A 20,822-nucleotide genomic window follows, 5' to 3' on the forward strand; every position below is an offset into this window, starting at 1 on the left:
GGTTAGACTCCATGACCGGATTTGGGTCCGGTATATATTGCACTGTTGCCGCGCACTGTGCGTCCTGTCGAAATCAGGCTCTCACGGGCTCCTTGCATGTACAGGGAGTCACGGGGTTCAGGGACTTTCATAGCATGCGTCGGACCGTTTTCGTATTGTCCACCCAGATGCTCACGGACAATGTAAAGCGGACGTGCTTTGGTTTCGTCATAAATGCGTCCAACATATTCACCCATAATACCGAGAATGATCAGGATCACCCCGTCGAAGATCAGGCTGATGCTAATCATAGACGACCAGCCCTTCATCACATAGGAGTCGGTGAAAAAGTTGAGAAACAGTACGTATATCAGATACAGGAAGCCGGACATGGATAGAAGTGCACCGATATACCCTGCCAGTTTGAGCGGTTTAATCGAAAAGGATGTGATCCCGTCCAGACTGAGCTTGATCATTCGTTTCAACGGATACTTGGTTTCACCTGCGAGCCGTTCGTCGCGCTCATATTCTACAGCAGTCTGTTTGAAACCGATCCAGCTGACCAGTCCACGAACGAATCGGTTATTTTCCGGTAACCGTTTCAATTCTTCTATGACCTTGCGATCCATTAGGCGGAAGTCCCCGGTGTCGACCGGGATATTAATATCCGTTGATGCTTTAAGTACACGGTAGAAGAGGCTGGCAGACCATTTCTTGAAGCGAGTCTCGCCATTGCGTTTGAGTCGTTTGGCGTAGACCACTTCATAGCCTTCCTTCCATTTGTTAGCCATCTCAACAATCAGTTCCGGCGGGTCCTGGAGGTCGGCGTCAATGACGACGACCGCCTTCCCAACCGCATAATCCATCCCGGCGGTAATCGCTAGCTGATGACCAAAATTGCGAGAGAAATCAATCAATACAATGGTGTCATCTCTGAGACTGAATTCCTTGATCAATTGGACGCTGCGGTCCGAACTTCCATCATTTACGAAGATCAGCTCGTAGGGCTCCCCCATCGAGCCCATAACTTGTTTCAGCCTCCGGTAGGTTTCCGTAATAACGGCTTCCTCGTTGTACATCGGAATAACTATGGAATAACGGATGGGTTCACTCATTCGTAGTTCCTCCTCATTTATAATGTGATTTCGTATAAAGTACCGCTTCCGCCACGTTCGTCTCCGCCAGGGCCACCTTGACCATCCTGGGCGCTAGCATTGCTGTTCGTGGTGTCGCTTCCGCTCTCGGTTGCTTTAACGTCTGTACTTGTTTCGCCTGTTGTTGTTTTCCATTCATCTGTAGGAATCACTTTGCCGTGTTCTTTGATCCATGCAGTGACTTCAGAGTTACCGCCGTCCGGTCCGCCACCTCCACCAGAAATCATGAAGTACTTCACTTGGCCGCTTTCGACCAGCGCCTTGATTTTATCGACGGTATAGACGGGATCGGAAGATACAAAACCGTTCATAATAATTACTTTTTGTCCGGCCTCGACCAGGTAAGGAGCAGCCGTTGAATAATTACTTGCTGCAAAAAGGTAGGTTTCACCTGTGTTATTTTTTTGCAAGTAGCTCAACGTTTTTTGATCTAAACTTTGGCTACCGTTGGGTCCTCCCATTCCTCTGGAACGGATAGAAGATTTTTGTTCCGTGTCTATACTTGTTTGTGTGCTTGAAGTACTTCCATCAGGACTGGAGTTCTCTGCATTATTGGTCTGGTTATTCGTTGGAGTTGGAGTTCCTTCGGCTTGTTGCCCATTGGCGCTCTGACCTCTATTGCGATCATTGCCGCCTGGCATTCCGCCACCACCACCGCCAAATTGAGTGGGTCCGGCTTGTGGAATCATGCTGTTCCCCCCGTAGATGATCGGTGTCAATGCCCAGTATGCAGGACCGATAAACATAGCGAGTACACTTGCAATGATGGCGAATCTTGTGAACTTCTCAGATTTTATTCGTGCTACTATCAGCAGCACTGTGCCGATGATCCCTAGGATCAATACCGCGATGGACCAGCCGCTGCCAATCGTATCGTTGTAATTTTGCAAAACAAACCAGCTAAATACCGAGGTTGCCAAAACTGCTGCGGGTAACAGCCAGGAGAGCCAGTTGGAACGCTCACGATACTGCTTCCACAATTCTACGAATCCTGCTCCAAAGAGCGCTGCAATTGGTGGCGCGAGCATAATCAGGTAATAATGATGAAAGAATCCTGCTACGCTGAAAAATGCAGCTACGGGAATCAACCAGGCCAGCCAGAAGATGACCTCTTTGTGTTTTTGTGTGATATTACGACGTCGAATGCTTGCAAGCAGACCGATGGAAGCAATCAATGCGAATGGAAGCAGCCAGCTGGCTTGACCTGACAGGGAAGATTGGAACAACCGCAAAGGTCCTTTTTCGCCAGTGCCGAACATGCCGCCACCGGAATTTCCTCCCGGTCCACCGCCTGGACCACCCTGGCCATTTTGCCCGTCTCCAGGACCACCTTGTCCGTTGCCGCCAAATCCACCCGGTGGCATTTGACCACCTGCACCGAATCCGTCTGCTGCCATGTTGTTGGCGCCAGAATCATCCGTAGTGGTAGTGCTGTCCGATGTTGTAGTCGTCTGAGCCTGATCTGTGTTCGTATCGCTGCTATTCGTTGTAGCGTTATTGTTCCGATCCGTGCGTTCACCGCCACGATTGCCACCTGTACCCTGATCTCCTGTCAGACGGGACAGGCCGTTATAACCAAAGGCCAAATTCAGCACAGAGTTCGTACCGCTACTCCCCATATAAGGGCGTTCATCTGCCGGAGTGGAGTCCACTACGACTGCCCAGGAGAGCGATACGATCAGGAGGACAACTGCTGATCCTACCAGTGTTACTGCTTTTCGCTTCCAGTTAAACTTGGAGGCTAGCAGATAGAACAGACCCAATGCGGGAACGATCATATAGGCTTGCAACATTTTTTCGTTAAAGGCGATGCCTACGACTGCGAAAGCAGCAAGGATCAGCCCGGTTTTGCTATTTCTAATGCCTTTGAACAATAGCCATGTTGCGAGCAACAGTGTGAAAACCAACATAGCGTCGATGTTATTCGTGCGGCTAACCGCTACGGCTATCGGTGTCGTTGCCATGGCGAAGGCGGCCAATCGTGCGGCCATCGTACCGAAGCTCGGTTTGACGAGTAAGTAAACGAGCAAGACTGATCCGACCTGAGCCAGCGCCTGTGGCACGATGACGCTCCATCCGTGAAGCCCGAATATATAGGCGCTCAGTGTCTGAATCCAGAACACCACAGGCGGTTTGTCTACCGTTACCGATCCGGCAGAATCAAGTGAGGCGAAAAAGAAGTTGTGAAAGCTCTGTAGCATGCTTGCTACGGCCGTCGTATAGTAGGTGTTTACATATTTGTCTTGCCAGATGTTGTATCCGTTCAAAAATGCGGATATCAGCATAATGATGATCAGAGGGATGTCCGCCCTGGTCTTAAACCATTTCTTAATCATGTTCATTCCACTCCCTGTGAAAATTCTTTGTATTTATTCCGTTGTTCTAGCCGCTATCTTCAGGACTGCGGAATGACCAGTCGCTTCTGATCTTGGCCCGGTGAACTACCGGCTTGCTATTATCATCCCATACGTACCTTAATGGGTTCTGAGCGCTCCCTGAACGTTAGCTGAAAGCTGAGCAGGGGTGCTTTTTTTACGACAGGATTCAGGTATATTAGATACAGGTGAAAAATGAACTGACTTTTTTATGAGAAAAATGCGGCAACATGAAAGGGAAGATTAATAATGAATCCAATACACGGAGTTAAAATTATGCTGGCAGATGATGAGCCTCATATTTTGCAATTTTTAGAGCTTGGACTGATTAATGAAGGATATGAAGTCAGAACCGCCGAGAACGGGAGTAAAGCGCTCGATTTGGCAAGAGAGTTTCGTCCGCATGTAGCGGTGCTGGATGTGATGATGCCGGAAATGAACGGTTTTGAGGTGTGCCAAAGTCTCAAGGAGACGGAGGATAACATCGCGGTCATTATGCTGACCGCCAAGGATGACGTAGAAGATCGGGTAAAGGGATTAAAACTCGGCGCGGATGATTATGTCGTAAAGCCCTTCAGTTTTAATGAGCTGCTGGCTCGCATTGAAGCGCGCTTGCGCAATCAGTTCCCCGATCTGCTGGGGGAAGTGGTTCACGGCCCCTTTCAAGTGGATGATCGACGGAAGGAAATTCGTTATCAGAGTCAGGTGCTGGAGCTGTCGCCTACCGAATATGAACTATTGAAGTTTCTGGTGCTTAATCACGGGATTGTGCTGAGTAAAAGTCGTATTCTGGACCGGGTATGGGGGTACGATTTTGGGGGCGAGGATAATATTGTTGAGGTGTACATTCGCTCCTTACGTGAAAAACTCAAAGACAAGGAGCATCGGGTCATTCGTACGCTGCGCGGTGTGGGCTACCGGGTGGATTTGCTATGAAGGCGGGCGGGAAAAGTCGGAGAAAATATGCACTTCGATCTCTCCGGTCCCAGCTTTTGGCCAGAACGTTACTCATTTTGGCTTTGCTGCTCGTATTGATTGGTTTTCTACAATATTTTCTGATGAAAGACTTTCTGTATCGGAGTCGTGCAGATGCTATGGGAACGCAGTTAAACTCCATTCCTGCTGATTTATTGATTAGGGACTCGCAAGAGCAGAGTGAGGGTGTTACTCCCCAGGGAGGAAACAATCGAAGGGATAATCGACCGGGGCCGTTCCTGTTTTGGCCGGATATGTCGCTCGCAGCTATAGGCATAGATGGAACCTTCCGAAGCTTGTCCAGTGAAAACGGACTTAACCCACCGCGTCTCACCACTGAGCAGTATCAAGCGATGCAGCAGAGCAAGCGCATGCGTCATGGCTATCAATTGATCACGGATGCTCAAGGGAATGAGCAACTGGTTGTGTTCCGTCCGCTTGGTCCGCCTGACCGTTCGTCAGGTATGCTTCAAATGGGCGTATCCACGACTTCCATGCAAGAGCAGCTGATTAATCAGCTCCGTACCTTTATTTTATTGTCTCTGATTGCGCTTGCGATTGGTCTGGCCCTCATGCTTCCTGTGCTGCGCCGTACGTTGGTGCCCCTTTCGAGGATGGTTGAGGCGGTCAAACGTATTGATGCCGGGAATCTGGACGAGCGTTTTGACGCCGAGCAGGGTCAGTATGAAGTGGATCGGTTGGCGGTTTCATTTAACGGGATGCTGGAACGGCTGGAGCATTCTTTTGCTGCCGAACGGGAATTGCAGATGCAGATGAGACGATTTATTGCGGATGCCTCCCATGAACTGCGCACCCCGCTCACGTCTATTCACGGCTTCTTGGAAGTGCTGCTTCGTGGGGCAGCATCTAATCCGAAGCAGCTTCAGTCGGCACTAGAAAGTATGTATGGTGAATCCAAGCGGATGAATAAACTTGTCTCTGATTTACTATTGTTGGCTAAACTGGATCGAACACCGGAGTTGAAGCTGGAAGACATATCACTAGATGCGTTGCTGCTGGAAATGAAACCGCAGCTCCTTATGCTGGCAGGTACACGTAAAGTGGTTTTTGATATGACGGCAGGTATACGGGTATTGGCAGAGGGGGATAAAATCAAGCAGGTAGTGCTCAACCTGTTTCACAATGCTGTTCAGCATACCGATATGGAAAGAGGTGTGATCCAGGTAAACCTGTCTGCAGGTAAGAAGTTGGTGGATATCCAAATTCGTGATAACGGACCAGGCATGAGTAAAGAACAGCTGGAGCGGATATTTGAGCGTTTTTATCGTGGAGATGAATCGCGTACACGTAGCTCAGGCGGGGCGGGCCTTGGTCTGGCCATTACACAGTCTATCGTAGAAGCACACGGCGGGAACATTACGGCCGAAAGTACACCAGGAACGGGAAGTGTATTCAAAGTAACGTTACCTTTAGCGGGAACAGTATAGTATTTAAGATTATGGCGTAACATAAAAATAGCCCCCCGAACCGCAGCTTTGGTTATAACACGGCTCGGGAGGCTTTTCTATTGTTAGTTAATCAGCGAAGCTTTCTGTAAAAGCACATGCAGCACCTTGGCAGATGCCTCACGGGTTGTAGGTGCATTCGGCTGGAAGTAGGAGGAGCCTTTAATCGCTTCTCCGTTGATGATACCTGCTGCACTTACTTTTTCAATACTGTCCTTGGCATAGCCTGCAAAGGATGAAGCATCATGGTACGGTGTACGCGCAGGGCCATCGACTGCTGCTTTGATTTGAAGCAGATCTATAGCTTTACCCAGCACGACAGCAATTTCTTGACGACTAATATTAGCGTTCGGATCAAACTTCTCGCTGTTACGACCCGTAATCAATCCAGCTTCATAAGCGGCTGCTACATCGCCGGAGTACCAGCTACCTGCCGGAATATCACTGAATGGTGCAGCAGTACCTGGTGTCAGGCCGAGTGCTCGGGTTACCAGGGCTGCAAATTCTGCACGCGTCACGTTCTTCTTCGGTGAGAAAGTCGTGTCGGTCGTGCCGTTGATCAGCAACTTGTTCGCCAGCGATTGAATTTCGGATTGGGCATACGACGATGAAATATCTTCAAAGCTAACGGGACGTGTCGCCGCTGCATACGTCGAGAAGCCCGGACGGCTTACCTTGACGACGGTAGATCCATCTGCCTGCTTGGTGAAGACGGATGGAACGGGATAGACAGTTCCGTTTGCCGTATAGAGTACACCGGCTGTATTGGAATCAATTTGACCAGGTACGGTAAAGGATCTGCTAATGAACTGTCCTGGAGCAACTTTGAGCGATTGACTCTTGCCACCAGTGACAACATTAGCTTCAAATCCTACTGGGGTGCCGATCACATTGGAGCCTTTCAGCTTACTTGTAAAAGTGCCACTCGCCTCTGTCTGGCTGCTGATTATCACTTCAATGCCTGCACCAGCAGGAACATTTTTCAGAGCGGATACTGGCAAAGCCAGAGAAGAGCCTGTATTGCTTACAATCAAGCTACTTCCTGATGCAGCCTTGCCCAGCGTTACCAGTTGTGTGGAAGTGAGCGATGCTTTCGTCGTTTGGCCTGCTTGGCTAGTAGCCGACAGTACAATAGCTGTCGGGCTGGAACCTGCTGCTGTCACGGTAGCCTGCAAATCTGCATCGGTTACTGTCAGCGACTGTACATTATTGTTCAATGCAACGGCTGTAGTGACAGTTTTAACAGCCTGCCCTTGTTTCACAACGCTTTGAAGTGTAGGTGCAGATGTAGAGACAGGAGTGGATGTGTTCGTTGCAGCAGAAGGTGTAGTATTGCTTCTGCCGCCACCTCCACCACCTCCGCCTCCAACACTACCGCTGGATGCGGCGCTATTATCCACACGGATAGCTTTAGTGGCGGTGAAGAGTTTAGGACCTTTAGTAGTGCTCTCGACTTCGCCTTTTGCATTCAACTCCGGAGCGCTGACTTCCAGCTTGTATACTCCGTCCTTCAAATGCTGAATCACGGGCTGACCGTTAGCATCCAGAACAGATTTTCCATTGTCATCTAATTCGGCGTAACTTCCGTCAATGCCCTTAAAGGAGTAGACGCCTTGTTTGAGGCGTGCATTGTCACCTTGTTCCTTGGAGGTCGTAATTCCATCGATCAGACCGATTAACTTGTCATCTACGCCGTACACATAGAGCGCGATCAGGTTCGTTTTATCCGTAGTCAGGCGGAATGCCAAATCTGTTGAGCGCTGAGCACCTGTACGACTCGGATAAATAATCGGGTTGGTGACACTCAAGTCCTGCAAGCCGAAGCCAGTTGTAGGATTTTCTTTGCCGACATGAACGACGAACGGCAGATGAAGCGTTGGCAGTCCTGCGCTTTTCAGAATAACTTCCCCTTCATATACACCTGTGGCTGCGCCCGAATTTGGTTGTACAGACAGGAAGAACGGTTGCGATTTACCCGGTTCTGCCGAGATTGCTCCATTCGCGCCGACACCTTGCAACTGAACGGAAAGGTTGCTTACATCTGGCGTGGCGATTGGCTTCTTGGGATCTGAGGTTACAATATCATGTAAAATATAGCTCGCCTCATACTGTACAGAGTTAGTGGACAGGTTTTTGAGTTGAAGCTGAATCTGCTTCGCATCACTACCAGGTCGTAACACCCCGAAGCTGGCGGAAGGATTGTAATTCACAACCTCCTGCCGATTAAAGTTCTTGTCGAGAATCGTTATCTTTTCAACAGTTTCCAGCAGGGCGGGAGTCTGAATCGCATTAGCGATGTTTACTAGGCCTGCACCTTGGGAATACACATCATATTGGATTTTATCCTCATCGAAGAGTATAACCGAAGTGTTTGCCAGAGCAGCACGGATATCAAACGGTGTCCAGTTTGGATGCTGCTGCTTCAGCAGCACAGCAAGTCCAGCCACATGCGGAGATGCCATACTTGTACCGTTGCTACGACTGTAAGCTTGCTCATAAGATGCATCTGGATAGAACTTGCCGAAGGCAGGGTAGGTTGACAAAATGCCAACCCCCGGTGCGCTCACGTCTGGTTTGATGCTAAGCAGTTCATCTCCGTTCGGTCCGCGGGAGCTAAATCCGGCCATCGTATTGCCTGCATTATCTGTACGAATATAATCTGCTCCAAAGGAAACGGAGAACTTCTCTCCCGCGTTGTCTACGATTTGTTTAGCCAGCGCACGACCTTCCTTACCTTTCATGTCAAAGGTGGGAATAAAGTCAAAGCTGTCACCCAAATTGGAATTTACGTAGTCATCGCGACCTGAAATACTTTCCCCTAAATCAGCTTTGGTGATGTCGCCCGCTTTCGTATTCCCATTAAAAACGATAACAGCCTTCGCACCGTTTTTTTTCGCATTTGCGATTTTATCCACGAATGCCAAGTTGCCGCGTGAAACGAGGACGATTTTTCCTGCTACGTCTTTCCCTTCAAAATCATCAGGTTGTCCCAGATTCGCATATACGAGCTCATAAGGGGCAGTTCCCAAAATGGAGGCAAAGTCTTCTCTGCCTGTCTCCCAGCCCATCAAATTAAAATCATAATGTGCATAAGCATCATTAGTTACGGTCTTTTTCAATTCACCGTTAGCCTCCCAATAGGTGTCACGGGTGACCGAAGCTGTACCCGAGAAGCTTTTGCTCGGCGAAGTAGCTGCACCGACGGAAATCGCCAGCTGTGATGTTGCGGGAGAACCCATGGAATAAAAATAGGGGCCTTCCTGTGCCGCATTACCATTCGCTATGACCGCGACTACGCCGGAAAGTACAGCATTATTAATAGCAATGGAATCTGGGGAGTTCGGGTCCTTTTCGGAATCCGAGCCCAGCGACAGGTTAATGACGTTCATACCATCTTTGACAGCGCGTTCAATGCCATCAATGACCTGTGCGGAGGAACCGGAGGAGCGACCTGTCTTGGTATTGCGTCCAAGCACTTTATACACGTATAAGTCCGATTTATAGGCAATACCCTTTTGCACAATATCCGAGGATTTATTTGCGGCTTTACCGGCAATCGTGCCGGAGACGTGAGTACCATGTGTCGTTCCGCTAAAACCTGTGCCGTATGGGTCATTTTCTTTTTCAAGGAACGGTTCCTCGTAAGGGTCGTTGTCTTGTTCAAAAGAGTCATATCCGCCTTTATAGGCTTCTTTCAAATCCGGATGCTCATAATCGATACCGGTATCAATAACCCCGACCTTGATTCCCTCGCCATTCAGTCCTTTGGCCCAGGCTTCAGGAACACCAATCTGGTCCAGCGGTGCGTTATCATAAGTGGCTTCACTGGCTGTAAGTGTTGGCGGGTCCTGTACGGGGATGGAATAATACGTTTTGTTTTCATGAATGGATTTTACACCTGGCAGTTTAGCCAGTTCTGGAATCTTATTGGCTGGTAGTGTGACCTCCAAGCCGTTAAGCACCGTGTTGTACTGGTAATTCACCTGAAGAGAAATGCCATGCTCAGCGGCTTGGTCCACGAACGTAGTTTGCTCGGTGGCAATCGCGGATTCCGCTTTTTGCTCAGATTGAGCTGTGAAAGCTTGTACGCCTGAACGTGCCGCATATTTGTCCACGGCTAGGGGCTCACCATCAAGCTGTACGATAACTCTGACCTGGCGGGAAGAATCTGTGCTTAGCTCTGGCGAAATGAAGGCCGGAGCCGCCTCAAGAGTCAATGCTTGCTGAGCTTCCAAAAATGAGTTGATTTGCAGATCTGCGGTAGCAGCAGAACTGACAGACGGCAGAGACAAGCTTACCGTCAAGGCAAGAGCGAGTGATACGACAGGTATTTTTTGCAAAATGATCGGCTTTTTCAAAGATTTCCCTCTTTTCAATCAAAATATGATATGTCTACATACTAGGATTTGAAGCCACTGCCGTTGTTCTCACGCCTCCCTTAATATCTAAAATAATAGAATTGACCACTGGTGACTAACTTGCCAGTTTTGAGGCATATCTTACCATATTGGTGGGATATATTACTATATGTTTTTTATATTTTTAGAAAAAATAAGGGCAACATTACATATAGATTCCATGGAAATGTTATGAATTTACTAGATTATTTTTGAAAAACAATCGAAGGGGAATGGGAGAATGCGAGATTTAATGATATAATCTGCATTGGAATTGTTGAGGTTTCACAATCATGTAAAATGCCTAAGGCAAAGGAGTCGATTATGTTGGCAAAAACATTGATTTTCGGGCATAAAAATCCGGATACGGATACCATTTGCTCAGCTATTGCTTATGCAGACTTAAAAACCAAACTGGGCGCGGACGTAGAGCCGGTTCGTCTGGGCGAGGTGAACGGGGAAACGCAGTATGCACTGGATTATTTCAAAGTGAGCGCGCCGCGTCTAGTTGAGCAGGTTGCTGCTGAAACGGACAACGTCATTTTGGTCGATCATAATGAGCGCCAGCAAAGCGCCGCTGATATTGACAAAGTACGTGTAACTGAAGTCATCGACCATCACCGGATCGCTAACTTTGAAACAAGCCAGCCGTTATACTTCCGCGCTGAGCCAGTGGGTTGCACAGCCACCATTTTGAACAAGCTCTACAAGGAAAATGGTGTAGCGATTCCGAAAGAAATCGCAGGTCTAATGCTGTCCGCGATTATTTCCGATTCCCTGTTGTTCAAATCCCCAACCTGCACGGATCAAGACGTAGCTGCTGCTCGTGAACTGGCTGAAATTGCTGGTGTGGATGCAGATCGTTACGGATTTGACTTGCTTAAAGCGGGGGCTGATTTGAGTGGTCACACCATTGAACAGTTAGTAAGTCTGGATGCCAAAGAATTTCAGATGAATGGTCGCAAAGTGGAAATTGCTCAAGTGAACGCAGTAGACGTCAACGATGTGCTATCGCGTCAAGCTGACCTAGAAGTTGCATTATCCCAAACCATTGAGGCCAAAAATCTCGATCTGTTCCTGTTCGTTGTAACAGACATTGTGAACAGTGATTCCATTGGTATTGCCCTGGGAAGCCAAGCACAAGCGGTTGAGAAAGCCTATAATGTACAGTTGGATGACAACAAGGCTGTTCTAAAAGGCGTTGTATCGCGAAAATCGCAAATTGTGCCTGTATTGACTGACGCTTTTAACAGTTTGTAAGGATAAAAAATAAGCCTCCTGTACCCCTGCATAATGGCAGTGGAAGCAGGAGGCTTATTTTTATTTCTTAAGTTCTGCCAGAACGTCTCCGATGTGGAATTCAAATGCCAATTTCAACTGATCGCTCATCAGGTGCCAGGCATTTTCAGCTACAGCGAGATCGCCGCTATGGGTAAATGCATGTGCGGCACCCATGTATTTTTTATACGTCACGGGCACATCCGCTTCAATCAGCCGCTTAGCGTACAACTCGGCTTCGTCAGCCAAGGAGTCCAACTCTGCGGTTATGATCAGAGCAGGAGGAAGATTATGTAGTGATTCTGCAAAAAGGGGGGAAACTAACGGATTCCGCGCCTCATCTGGTGAGTGCAGATAACTTTCATTAAAGATTTTTGCTACTCGTGGCGGAATCGCTTTCTCGAATTGGGGCTTCAATTTGGGATCTGTAGCAATATCTAATGGTGGGTAATCCAGTACCTGATATACAATCGGAAATTCCTTGCGATCCCGGGCCATAAGACACAGCGCTGCCGCTAGATTACCACCTGCACTGTGTCCCCCGACCGCAATGCGTTGAGGATCTACGTTGAGCACATCAGGATGCTCGTACAACCATTGGGCCACATCATAGCTTTCCTGTAGCGGGATAGGGAATTTATACTCCGGGGCCAAGCGATAATCGACATTAACGACGACGCAATTCGCACGTTCAGCAATGACCGGACACCAGGGATCATCCATTTCGGCGCTGCCCATTACAAAGCCGCTGCCATGGAAATTTACAAATACAGGGAGTGGATCAGCAGACCGGTGAGAAGGTTCATATACAATCACCCTGGAGTCACCAACAGAGGTGGGAATGATCCTTTCTTTCCGATGTACTTTGGGAGAACGCGAAGGTTTGAAATCGGACGCAGCTACCATTCTGCCAGCCGATATGCGGGCAAGTTTGACGAACAGTTTTTGTCTCAGTCTTCGCACCATTTTTCTCTCTCCTCTCTGGAGTCGGTTAGACGCGAACCTTTGACATCTTCAAACGCAGAACGTACGCGTGACAAATAGGTTTGGAACTGACAGATTTCCGACTCACTAAAGTCTGACATCAGACGTGAAGCCAGCCCTACGAAAAAGGGGTCCATCTGTTGAATTTTACTTCTTCCTTTATCGTTCAGGGACACGAACACTCCCCGCTTGTCATTGGGATCGTCATATTTATTAATGAAACCCTCTTGTTCGAGAGAAATAACCATAGAACTGATAGCTGCTCGGCTTACCCCCATCTTTTCAGCCAAAGCAGAAGGAGACGACATTTCATCTCTTTGCGCCGAAAGTACACAAAGCGCGATATATTGCCCGTAGGAGAGACCAAATTCACGCGAACGTTTTTCCATGTTTTTACGTATTTCATACGTTATGGAAAATAAATCTACCAAAACACCAATCGGTTTATTGCCACCTGGAAAGAGATTATAGGCCAGTTGACGAATTTCGGAGTCCAAAAAAAAGAACATGCGATCCACCTCGATGTAGTTAATTAGTTAACTGTAATTTAATTAACCACTGGTTGCAATGATTTATACAAACTTTGTTCCGCATTTTTTTAAAAATATATCTGTAAAACGTCACATCCAGGGGCCGATACACTGATCGAGGCCCTGATTCACAAAGGCTTGTATGGAGGGCTGACGCAGAGTACGTCCTTCTTGCCACCGCCACTCACTATATTGAACCTTGGCGGTATACATGGGTTGCACCCAAAATGCGTCCTGATGCCGATCCGGTTTATTGTTAAAAGGTCGCTCCGATATGGTATGTGGCAGCAGGCGCTCGGTAAGCTGACGCCAATCTTCCCGAGTCAGCTTACCCGTCCCCACATGCCCGATATAGCGCAGCATTCCTTGTTTATCATATTGGCCCAGCAACACAGCATTGATAATGCCTCCGTTTAGGGTATAGCCACCGATAACGGCAATAATATCGCCATAATTTTTGACCTTGAGCCATCGTCCGTCCTTTCCGCCCAATGTGTACGGACTATCCAGCTTTTTACAAACAATGCCTTCCATTCCTTGGCTGCACATGACCTGAAATAGAGCTTGTCCATCAGGATGAGCGGGAGCCAGTTGAATCCGTTCATTCGGTATGATGATCTGATGCAGCAGCTTAAGCCTTTCCTGTAACGGTTTAAGATGAACCCACTCCCCGTTCAGATAAACAATATCAAACAACATGTAAGTAGCGGGTACAGCTTCATAGGCTGACTGAATTCGATCCGTCCGACGAATCAGATCCCGTCGCATAATTTCATGGAACGATGGCTTACCGTCGGCACCGAGTGCGATCATTTCCCCGTCCAATATGACCGAATCAGCCTTACAGTAGGAGGGGAAGAGAGCAAGCTCCGGGTATAAAAGCGTTCGTTCATGCTGCTTGCGGTTGAACAGACGCGTACCGCCCTGGTCGTGATACGTCATAATTCTCGTACCGTCCCATTTTATTTCGTAACGCCAAAGGCCCGGATCTACAGGTACTTTTTCGCTCAGTTCCGGCTCAAACGGGATGACAGGTTTTATTTCTGTAGGCAACGCAGCACCTCCCTTGCCCTAATTGGAATAAATATAGTGTCGACGATAGATCTTATTTTATGTATCAGGATTTTGCAAAATTCGATTCCAGTCGCTCCGAAGTACAAGATATAGACGAACTAAACCATTTCGATCTATATCTTGTTCATTGGAAGTCGCTTATGGGATTTTTGCAAAATCCTCGTATGTGATGTTTCGCTAATTCCTAAATAGGGGAATGATAAGGATATCTAGCGTCGGCATGAAGTGATTGCAGTAATTCGTTAGCATGGAGTTGTAACGGGATTTTCTTCAGTCAGAAAGGAGATTGGTTTCATGAGACAAATTCGCGAGGAGGACCATGCAGTAGTCATGGTGGATGATGGACAGGTAGTTGCAGAAGTAGGCTATAAATCCATAGATGACCACTCATTGGTCATTGACCATACATTTGTATCCGAGCAGTTACGGGGTCAAAAAATCGGCAAGGAGCTCATCGACAGAGTGGTTGACATGGCAAGGAATCAGCATAAAAAGGTTATCCCTGCTTGCTCGTACGCGCTTGCGCTGTTCAAGCGCCATCAGGAGTACAGTGACGTATGGCAGCAATGAATATGGATCATCGAGGCTGCTTAAATGCATAACCGACACAACACCGGAGCGGGTAATCAGACCTTCCCGGTGTTTTTTTGTGTGCATAAAGCTTGTAAAATCAATGCATTCTACCGTTGATATAGGGAAGTAAAGGGCTATTTTTAAATGTTGAAGCATATTTTCTGACAGATGGCTGTGAAATTGTTCATACTGTTGTCACTTCACAGGCTGTCTATGAGTTCTATATAATATATTATGGTTATGACTACAACAGTAACGAAAACCTGAATTTAACGAAGGAGACGCTCATGATGAATAAAGCGAGTGAGGACAAGCAGTACGTTCCAACGAGCAATCGTAATTTTACAGCCTTGATTATCACCGTTTCCATTATAGCCAACGTGATTATTTTGCTGCTGTTCTTTTCGCCGATCGGATACCAGGGTAGTGTGAGTTTTGATCTCACTATTTTCCCAAGGCTGAATGCGATTTTTAACAGCTTCACATTTATTTTCCTGGTGGCTGCACTGGTTGCTATTTTCAAAAAGAACATTAAGGTTCATAAAACCTTTGTTTTGCTGGCCTTCGCCAGTACCGTTTTATTTTTATTTTCCTATCTGACCTTTCACTACATTTCGCCGGAAACTGCAAAATATGGTGGTGTGGGTATCCTTCGGCCGATCTACTTTACGCTGTTGATTTCGCATAGCATACTGGCTGCGATTATTGTCCCGCTGGCACTGTTCACGGTTGTATGGGGATGGACGATGCAGGTAGCAAAACATCGTAAGATTGCGCGCTGGACGATGCCAATTTGGCTATATGTGAGCTTGACCGGGGTACTGGTGTACGTTTTCATGGCCCCATACTATTAATAGTTGTGAACCCTTTGCGGGTTGATTTAAGAAAATGGCGTCTCTGCTGAAGAGGCGTCTTTTTTGTATCCAATAAAAGAAAAATTATTCCTTCTAAATTTATTTTATTGAAAAAACGTTCCTTCTTTAGCGGTATTTCTGCTATAATTTGCCTTAATCAACTAAGAACAAGGGGGTCACCATGTGACAAAGAAAGCGAAAGGCAGGTTACGGTTGCTTGTATCTATGCTGGCGCTGGTTGTACTGCTGAGCAGCTGCGGTGGTGGAGGATCAAAGTCGGAAAAGGTTGACGGAGGGAAAGTAACACTGCAATTTTGGACCATTGCACTACAACCTACATTTACCCCGTATTTCAATCGGGTGATTGCCGATTATGAGCAGAAGAACCCCAATGTCAAAATTGACTGGAAGGATTACCCCTATGACGCAGTAACCAACAAGCTGTTGACAAGTATCGCTAGCAACAGCAGTCCGGATGTAGTCAATCTCAATACAGAATTTGCTAGCCAAATGGGCTCCAAGGGTGCTGTTGTTGATATGAATGAGCATTTGTCGCCCGAGGAAAAAGCTGCTTATTTCGAGGGTATTTATAATTCCACAGTCATTAACGGTAAAGCTTATGCGCTACCCTGGTATACCGGTACAGAAGTGCTTTACATGAATACAAAGCTGGTCAAAGCCGCCGGATTGGACCCTGCTCATCCGCCCAAAACCCGGGAGGAATTGTCTGAGTGGGGCCGTCAGATCAATAGAAAAATTGGCAAAGCAGGCTATGCGCAGCAGCTTGTATCCAAACTTTTCGCTGTGGACGGCATTCCCATTCTAAATAAAGAAAAGACAGCAGCGGCGTTCAATACACCAGAAGCAGTCACCATGATTGATAATCTAAAAAAACAGATGGAAGATGGCGTTGTGCTCAAGGAAGACGCTGACTTCTCACAACAAGTGAAATATTATGCCGGCGAGCAGGTTGCTTTCGAGCTGGCAGGCCCAACGTTCATCAATTTTATCAAAACGGCAGCGCCGGATGTTTATAAGAACACAATTGCTGTTCCTGTCCCAACCGGTAAAGCTGATGTGCGGCTCTCCAACTCCATGGACCTGGTTGTACCTGCTAAGTCTGCACATGTGGACGAAGCAGTGAAATTTGCTGTTTTCTTGACAAACGCAGAGAGTCAAACAGCTTTTTCTAAAGCGGCGAATACACTACCTTCCACGAAAGACTCCATTAAAGATCCATATTTTACTCAGTCTGACAAATCATTAGAAGCACAAGCCAAGGTAGTATCCGCGCAAAGCTTGGATAAGGCGACAGATTATATGGTCGGTGTGCCTAATGCCAAAGATGTGAACAGTGCCATCGCGCGAGCTTTGCAAAATATTGTATTGAACGGCACGGATACGAAGCAGACGCTTACTGCCCTGGAGCAGGAAGTGAACGATATTTTAAAGCAATAGGTTTGACAGGGGAGTAAATGAATACTCCCCTGTTCATTTATCAAAATCAGGTGGTGATGCAGCATGATCAAATGGTTAAGGTCGGAGTCCTTTACGGCCTGGGCCTTTATGACGCCAGGACTGTTATTGCTTGCCGTCTTTGTATTTTGGCCTATTATTTACAGCATCCCGCTGGCATTGACAGACTACTCTGTCATATCAGATACCCATTTTGTCGGCTTGGATAATTTTGAAGCGGCGTTTAAGGACCGTAACTTTCTTATTTCAATTTGGAACTCATTGTTGTACGTGCTCATTGTCCCCTTTCTCCAAATTTTCTCCATCCTGATGGCCGTGCTTGTGAATAGCCGTATCCCGGGAATTAAAATATTTCGTACGACCTACTACATCCCTGTTGTAACTTCGATGGTAGCGGTAGCCTTAATTTGGAGCTGGCTGTTGGGCAATAACAGCGTAGTGAACTACTTGCTCATGCAGGTCGGCTTGATTAGCAAAGACATACACTGGTTATCGGACAGCAACTTGGCCTTGTATGTACTGATGTTCATCACAATGTGGAAGGGACTCGGGTATTATATGATGCTCTATCTGGCTGGATTACAAAATATTCCTCAAGATCTGTACGAAGCCGCTAGAGTCGACGGAGCAAGCCGATGGCGTCTGATTGTCCATATTACTCTTCCACTGCTGAGACCCTACGTTCTGTTCTGTACCCTTATATCGCTCATGTCAGCTATTCGTGTATTTGATGAAGTGTATGTACTAACCAAGGGTGGACCGGGAACGGCCACGTTGACATCCAGCTTGTATATTTTTCAAAAGGGCATGGAGCAGTTCAATTTTGGATATGCTTCAGCGCTTGGCTTAATTGTCGGCGCAATGATTGCCGTACTTAGTATTATCGTATTCCGATTCAATAGGAAAGGTGGTGTCAATCCCTATTGATGAATCTAAAGGATGACAAATTGCTACGCTCATCTCTTCCTAAAAAGGAAAGCAGCCGCATCATGCGCAGTCTTGCTCGAATGCTGAGAATGACGGTCATCTACGTGCTTCTAGTGCTACTCGCCCTCTTTTTAATGGGACCGTTCCTATGGCTGCTCAGCGTATCCCTCATGCCAGGTCGTAACATTTTTTCAACGCCGCCCGCTATTTTTCCGACCTTTATTGATTTCGACAACTATGTTCAGGTGTGGCAGTTCATGAATTTTCCAAAGTATATGCTGAATACGGTCATCATTACGGTGTTAGGCGTTGTGCTCAATGTGGTACTCGCCAGTCTGACGGGATATCCCTTGGCTGTATTTCGTTTTAAGGGTAAAAATCTGGTATTTACGCTGCTGATTGCCACGATGATTATTCCTTCCTACACCGCATTTATTGTGCATTATCTGACCATTCAAGGGCTCCATCTGGGCAATACATATTTGGGTGTGGTGTTGCCCGGGGCAGTCTCCGTGTTCAACATTTTTCTAATGCGACAGACGTTTATTCATATTCCCACCGATGTGCGTGATTCCGGTAAAATGGACGGCGCTTCGGAGTTTCGAATTTGGTGGCAGCTGGTGCTTCCGCTGGTCAAGCCGGCGCTCGCTGTAATTTCTCTGTTGGAGGCGATGTCGTTCTGGAACAGCTTTCTATGGCCTATCGTTATTTTGAATGATACGGAGCTATATCCGCTGGCAGCTGCGCTCACGTATCTCAACGGTCAATTTGCCTATAACTTCGGCTGGATCGCTGCAGGCACAATGATTTCGGTACTGCCGATCATTATATTGTTCCTGTTTACACAGCGCTACTATATGGAAGGCCTGGCGGGAGCGGTAAAAGGATAAGCCAGTAGTCACGGCTACGAAGAGCCTGTGAATGGAAGGAGACGATTGCGATGAAATTGTCCAAAGGAATGGGGTCTCATTTAGATGTAGGGCTAACACCGCAGGAGATTCAATATTATTTTCGTGATGTGTATGACAGCGGGGAATGGCTGGTTATCTCCGAACCGCGTCTGATCTGTGAACTGTCCTCTCGCTTTGCAATGAATCAGGAATATGAAGGTGTGCTGGACCCAGAGGGACCGATCAAGCTCATTGTGCCTCCAGGACCGGGTGTACCGACTGAAACACGGGGAAGCGTGCAGTTGGTGCTCGAATATGACGGAACGCTTGCTGCAGACGGATATCGGTTGGACATTCAGAAGGACGGGCGGATTGAAATCCATGCTTCCAATAAAAGAGGGCTCAAATACGGCATGGATGCCCTGCATCCCCTGCTTCAGGTGGAACAGGAGCGATGTACTCTGCCAGTGATGTCTATTCGGGATGAGCCTTCCTTTCCGGTCAGAGGAATTATTGAAGGCTTCTATGGGAAACCGTGGAGTTTCGCGGATCGGCTGGATGCCGTCCGTTTTATGGCTGCGCATCGGATGAACACGTTCATGTATGCCCCCAAGGATGATCCATATCATCGTGAGCTATGGAGAGAGCCGTACCCTGAGGATACGTTTGCCCAGATCCGCGAATTGAAGGAAGCCTGCGAACGGCATGAGATTGATTTTCATTATTGTATCAGTCCAGGGAACGACCTAAGCTTTGGCAGCGATGAAGATTTCCTTAAATTGACGGAAAAGCTGGCGGCCGTGATTGCGATTGGCGTACGTCATTTTTCTGTATTAATGGATGATATTGATTATGTACTAAAAGGGGAAAATCGACATTTGCTGGGCCGGTCGGGTCACGCTCATGTCTTTTTGACGAACAAGGTTCACACATGGCTGGCTGAACGGCTGCCTGAGTTTACACTGACAGTCTGTCCCTCGGAATATTGGTCGTATTGGGATACCGAATACAAAAAGGATTTCCGTGAGCGGCTGCATCCGGAGATTAAGGTGTTCTGGACGGGGTACTTTGTTTTTGCCCCACAGATTAGTCGAGAGCACGCCGCCGATAATCATGCATTCTTCGGGCATGAGCTGTGGCTGTGGGATAACATCCCGGTGAATGATTGTGACCATGATCGGTTATTCCTTGATCCGCTGCGCGGACGGTATTCCGGGCTACCAGACTGCGGACATACCGGTATGGTGGCCAACCCGATGAATCAGTGGGAATGCTCCAAAGTGACGCTCATTACGATGTCCCACTATATGTGGAACAGTGAACGGTATATGCCTGAGCTATCTTGGGAATGGGCTGCGCGAGAGTTAGCGGGAGAGCGTGCGAATGAACTGATGTTTTTCTGTCGTCAAAACAGGAACAGCCGACTGGGCGGCAGCGCGTATGAGGACGTGGATCTTGCTTTGCAAATGCGCGATATCCCTGCGCTGGATATATACTTTGAGCGGCTGCTTCAGGCGGTGAGCGTCCTACGGAACGTGCCTGCCGATGATCCGGCGGCAGGTTTCGTGTCCCAGGCCGCGCCGTGGCTGGAACGTGCCGAGCTGGACGCAGGCCTGTGGCATGTGCTGCGCCAAGCTGCGCTCAGTGGCGAGCGACAGGACGATGCACATTCAAGGGGAAGCAGCATGCCGAGCGAAGCAGTTGACGGGCAAGAGCCGTCGCCTCTGACGGACGAAATCGCAGGAGAACTGCGACGCGGTATCACTGCTTGCTTAGAAGCGGAGGCTCGGCTGGGTAGCAATCCGGCGATCCGTGCTGCCGCGCAGTGGGGTTATGTCGATCAGGACGAACAAGGCAAATATCGACTGATCTTGTGAGTATTTGCGATGG

The 20,822-nt window shown here is 47.8% G+C and carries 15 protein-coding genes; 9 read left to right on the forward strand and 6 right to left on the reverse strand.

What is annotated here, in order from left to right:
* Positions 1-2: 2 nt before the first annotated feature.
* Together KAI37_RS01720 and KAI37_RS01725 are read right to left on the reverse strand one after the other, a co-directional pair.
* The gene (locus tag KAI37_RS01720; protein ID WP_220030608.1) at positions 3-1,094 is read right to left on the reverse strand and encodes a glycosyltransferase family 2 protein; all 1,092 of its coding nucleotides are present in this window, start codon (positions 1,092-1,094) and stop codon (positions 3-5) included.
* Positions 1,095-1,111: 17 nt separating this feature from the next.
* Positions 1,112-3,469 (reverse strand): glycosyltransferase family 39 protein, encoded by a 2,358-nt coding sequence (locus KAI37_RS01725; RefSeq protein WP_220030609.1) that lies wholly within the window; start codon positions 3,467-3,469, stop codon positions 1,112-1,114.
* Between the two features lie 288 nt (positions 3,470-3,757).
* Between KAI37_RS01725 and KAI37_RS01730 the strand changes: the two genes are divergently transcribed.
* Positions 3,758-4,444 (forward strand): response regulator transcription factor, encoded by a 687-nt coding sequence (locus KAI37_RS01730; RefSeq protein WP_220030610.1) that lies wholly within the window; start codon positions 3,758-3,760, stop codon positions 4,442-4,444.
* Positions 4,441-5,931 carry a sensor histidine kinase gene (locus KAI37_RS01735; RefSeq protein ID WP_220030611.1) on the forward strand — a complete coding sequence of 497 codons (1,491 nt, stop codon included), beginning with the start codon at positions 4,441-4,443 and terminating at the stop codon, positions 5,929-5,931. The genes KAI37_RS01730 and KAI37_RS01735 overlap by 4 nt, the downstream gene beginning before the upstream one ends.
* Before the next feature lie 83 nt (positions 5,932-6,014).
* On the opposite strand, the gene KAI37_RS01740 is transcribed toward KAI37_RS01735, so the two are convergent.
* Complete coding sequence (locus KAI37_RS01740) at positions 6,015-10,307, reverse strand: S8 family serine peptidase (RefSeq protein ID WP_220030612.1); 4,293 nt, start codon at positions 10,305-10,307, stop codon at positions 6,015-6,017.
* Between the two features lie 363 nt (positions 10,308-10,670).
* Between KAI37_RS01740 and KAI37_RS01745 the strand changes: the two genes are divergently transcribed.
* Positions 10,671-11,606, forward strand: a complete 936-nt coding sequence (locus KAI37_RS01745) for a manganese-dependent inorganic pyrophosphatase (protein WP_269321404.1) — start codon at positions 10,671-10,673, stop codon at positions 11,604-11,606.
* 60 nt (positions 11,607-11,666) lie between these two features.
* Here KAI37_RS01745 and KAI37_RS01750 read toward each other — a convergent pair whose 3' ends face one another.
* From KAI37_RS01750 to KAI37_RS01760, 3 genes are all read right to left on the reverse strand, one after another.
* Positions 11,667-12,590: an alpha/beta hydrolase gene (locus tag KAI37_RS01750; RefSeq protein ID WP_071559446.1), complete on the reverse strand. Its 924-nt coding sequence runs from the start codon at positions 12,588-12,590 to the stop codon at positions 11,667-11,669.
* Positions 12,575-13,117, reverse strand: a complete 543-nt coding sequence (locus tag KAI37_RS01755; protein ID WP_023986644.1) for a MarR family winged helix-turn-helix transcriptional regulator — start codon at positions 13,115-13,117, stop codon at positions 12,575-12,577. The genes KAI37_RS01750 and KAI37_RS01755 overlap by 16 nt, the downstream gene beginning before the upstream one ends.
* 111 nt (positions 13,118-13,228) lie before the next feature.
* Complete coding sequence (locus tag KAI37_RS01760; protein WP_220030613.1) at positions 13,229-14,191, reverse strand: ATP-dependent DNA ligase; 963 nt, start codon at positions 14,189-14,191, stop codon at positions 13,229-13,231.
* Between the two features lie 315 nt (positions 14,192-14,506).
* On the opposite strand from KAI37_RS01760, the gene KAI37_RS01765 reads away from it, so the two are divergent.
* From KAI37_RS01765 to KAI37_RS01790, 6 genes are all read left to right on the forward strand, one after another.
* Positions 14,507-14,782: a GNAT family N-acetyltransferase gene (locus tag KAI37_RS01765; RefSeq protein ID WP_013308402.1), complete on the forward strand. Its 276-nt coding sequence runs from the start codon at positions 14,507-14,509 to the stop codon at positions 14,780-14,782.
* A 290-nt stretch (positions 14,783-15,072) separates the two neighbouring features.
* Positions 15,073-15,639: a DUF420 domain-containing protein gene (locus KAI37_RS01770; protein WP_420538170.1), complete on the forward strand. Its 567-nt coding sequence runs from the start codon at positions 15,073-15,075 to the stop codon at positions 15,637-15,639.
* A gap of 183 nt (positions 15,640-15,822) precedes the next feature.
* Positions 15,823-17,097 carry an ABC transporter substrate-binding protein gene (locus KAI37_RS01775; protein ID WP_025721754.1) on the forward strand — a complete coding sequence of 425 codons (1,275 nt, stop codon included), beginning with the start codon at positions 15,823-15,825 and terminating at the stop codon, positions 17,095-17,097.
* A gap of 63 nt (positions 17,098-17,160) precedes the next feature.
* Positions 17,161-18,042, forward strand: coding sequence for a carbohydrate ABC transporter permease (locus KAI37_RS01780; protein WP_071639225.1), 882 nt, complete (start codon positions 17,161-17,163; stop codon positions 18,040-18,042).
* Positions 18,042-18,932: a carbohydrate ABC transporter permease gene (locus tag KAI37_RS01785; protein WP_076293880.1), complete on the forward strand. Its 891-nt coding sequence runs from the start codon at positions 18,042-18,044 to the stop codon at positions 18,930-18,932. Before KAI37_RS01780 ends, KAI37_RS01785 begins: the two co-directional genes overlap by 1 nt.
* A 50-nt stretch (positions 18,933-18,982) precedes the next feature.
* Positions 18,983-20,809 (forward strand): protein O-GlcNAcase, encoded by a 1,827-nt coding sequence (locus KAI37_RS01790; protein WP_076293881.1) that lies wholly within the window; start codon positions 18,983-18,985, stop codon positions 20,807-20,809.
* Positions 20,810-20,822 lie beyond the last annotated feature (13 nt).

It is taken from the genome of Paenibacillus sp. S25, from assembly GCF_019454085.1.
Taxonomy (GTDB): Bacteria; Bacillota; Bacilli; order Paenibacillales; family Paenibacillaceae; genus Paenibacillus; species Paenibacillus polymyxa_B.

Coding starts and splice junctions, on each gene's coding strand:
- KAI37_RS01755 (WP_023986644.1), bottom strand. CDS start 13,117: ATGTTCTTTTTTTTGGACTCCGAAATTCGTCAACTGGCCTATAATCTC.
- KAI37_RS01730 (WP_220030610.1), top strand. CDS start 3,758: ATGAATCCAATACACGGAGTTAAAATTATGCTGGCAGATGATGAGCCT.
- KAI37_RS01720 (WP_220030608.1), bottom strand. CDS start 1,094: ATGAGTGAACCCATCCGTTATTCCATAGTTATTCCGATGTACAACGAG.
- KAI37_RS01780 (WP_071639225.1), top strand. CDS start 17,161: ATGATCAAATGGTTAAGGTCGGAGTCCTTTACGGCCTGGGCCTTTATG.
- KAI37_RS01725 (WP_220030609.1), bottom strand. CDS start 3,469: ATGATTAAGAAATGGTTTAAGACCAGGGCGGACATCCCTCTGATCATC.
- KAI37_RS01765 (WP_013308402.1), top strand. CDS start 14,507: ATGAGACAAATTCGCGAGGAGGACCATGCAGTAGTCATGGTGGATGAT.
- KAI37_RS01770 (WP_420538170.1), top strand. CDS start 15,073: ATGATGAATAAAGCGAGTGAGGACAAGCAGTACGTTCCAACGAGCAAT.
- KAI37_RS01785 (WP_076293880.1), top strand. CDS start 18,042: ATGAATCTAAAGGATGACAAATTGCTACGCTCATCTCTTCCTAAAAAG.
- KAI37_RS01790 (WP_076293881.1), top strand. CDS start 18,983: ATGAAATTGTCCAAAGGAATGGGGTCTCATTTAGATGTAGGGCTAACA.
- KAI37_RS01745 (WP_269321404.1), top strand. CDS start 10,671: ATGTTGGCAAAAACATTGATTTTCGGGCATAAAAATCCGGATACGGAT.
- KAI37_RS01750 (WP_071559446.1), bottom strand. CDS start 12,590: ATGGTGCGAAGACTGAGACAAAAACTGTTCGTCAAACTTGCCCGCATA.
- KAI37_RS01735 (WP_220030611.1), top strand. CDS start 4,441: ATGAAGGCGGGCGGGAAAAGTCGGAGAAAATATGCACTTCGATCTCTC.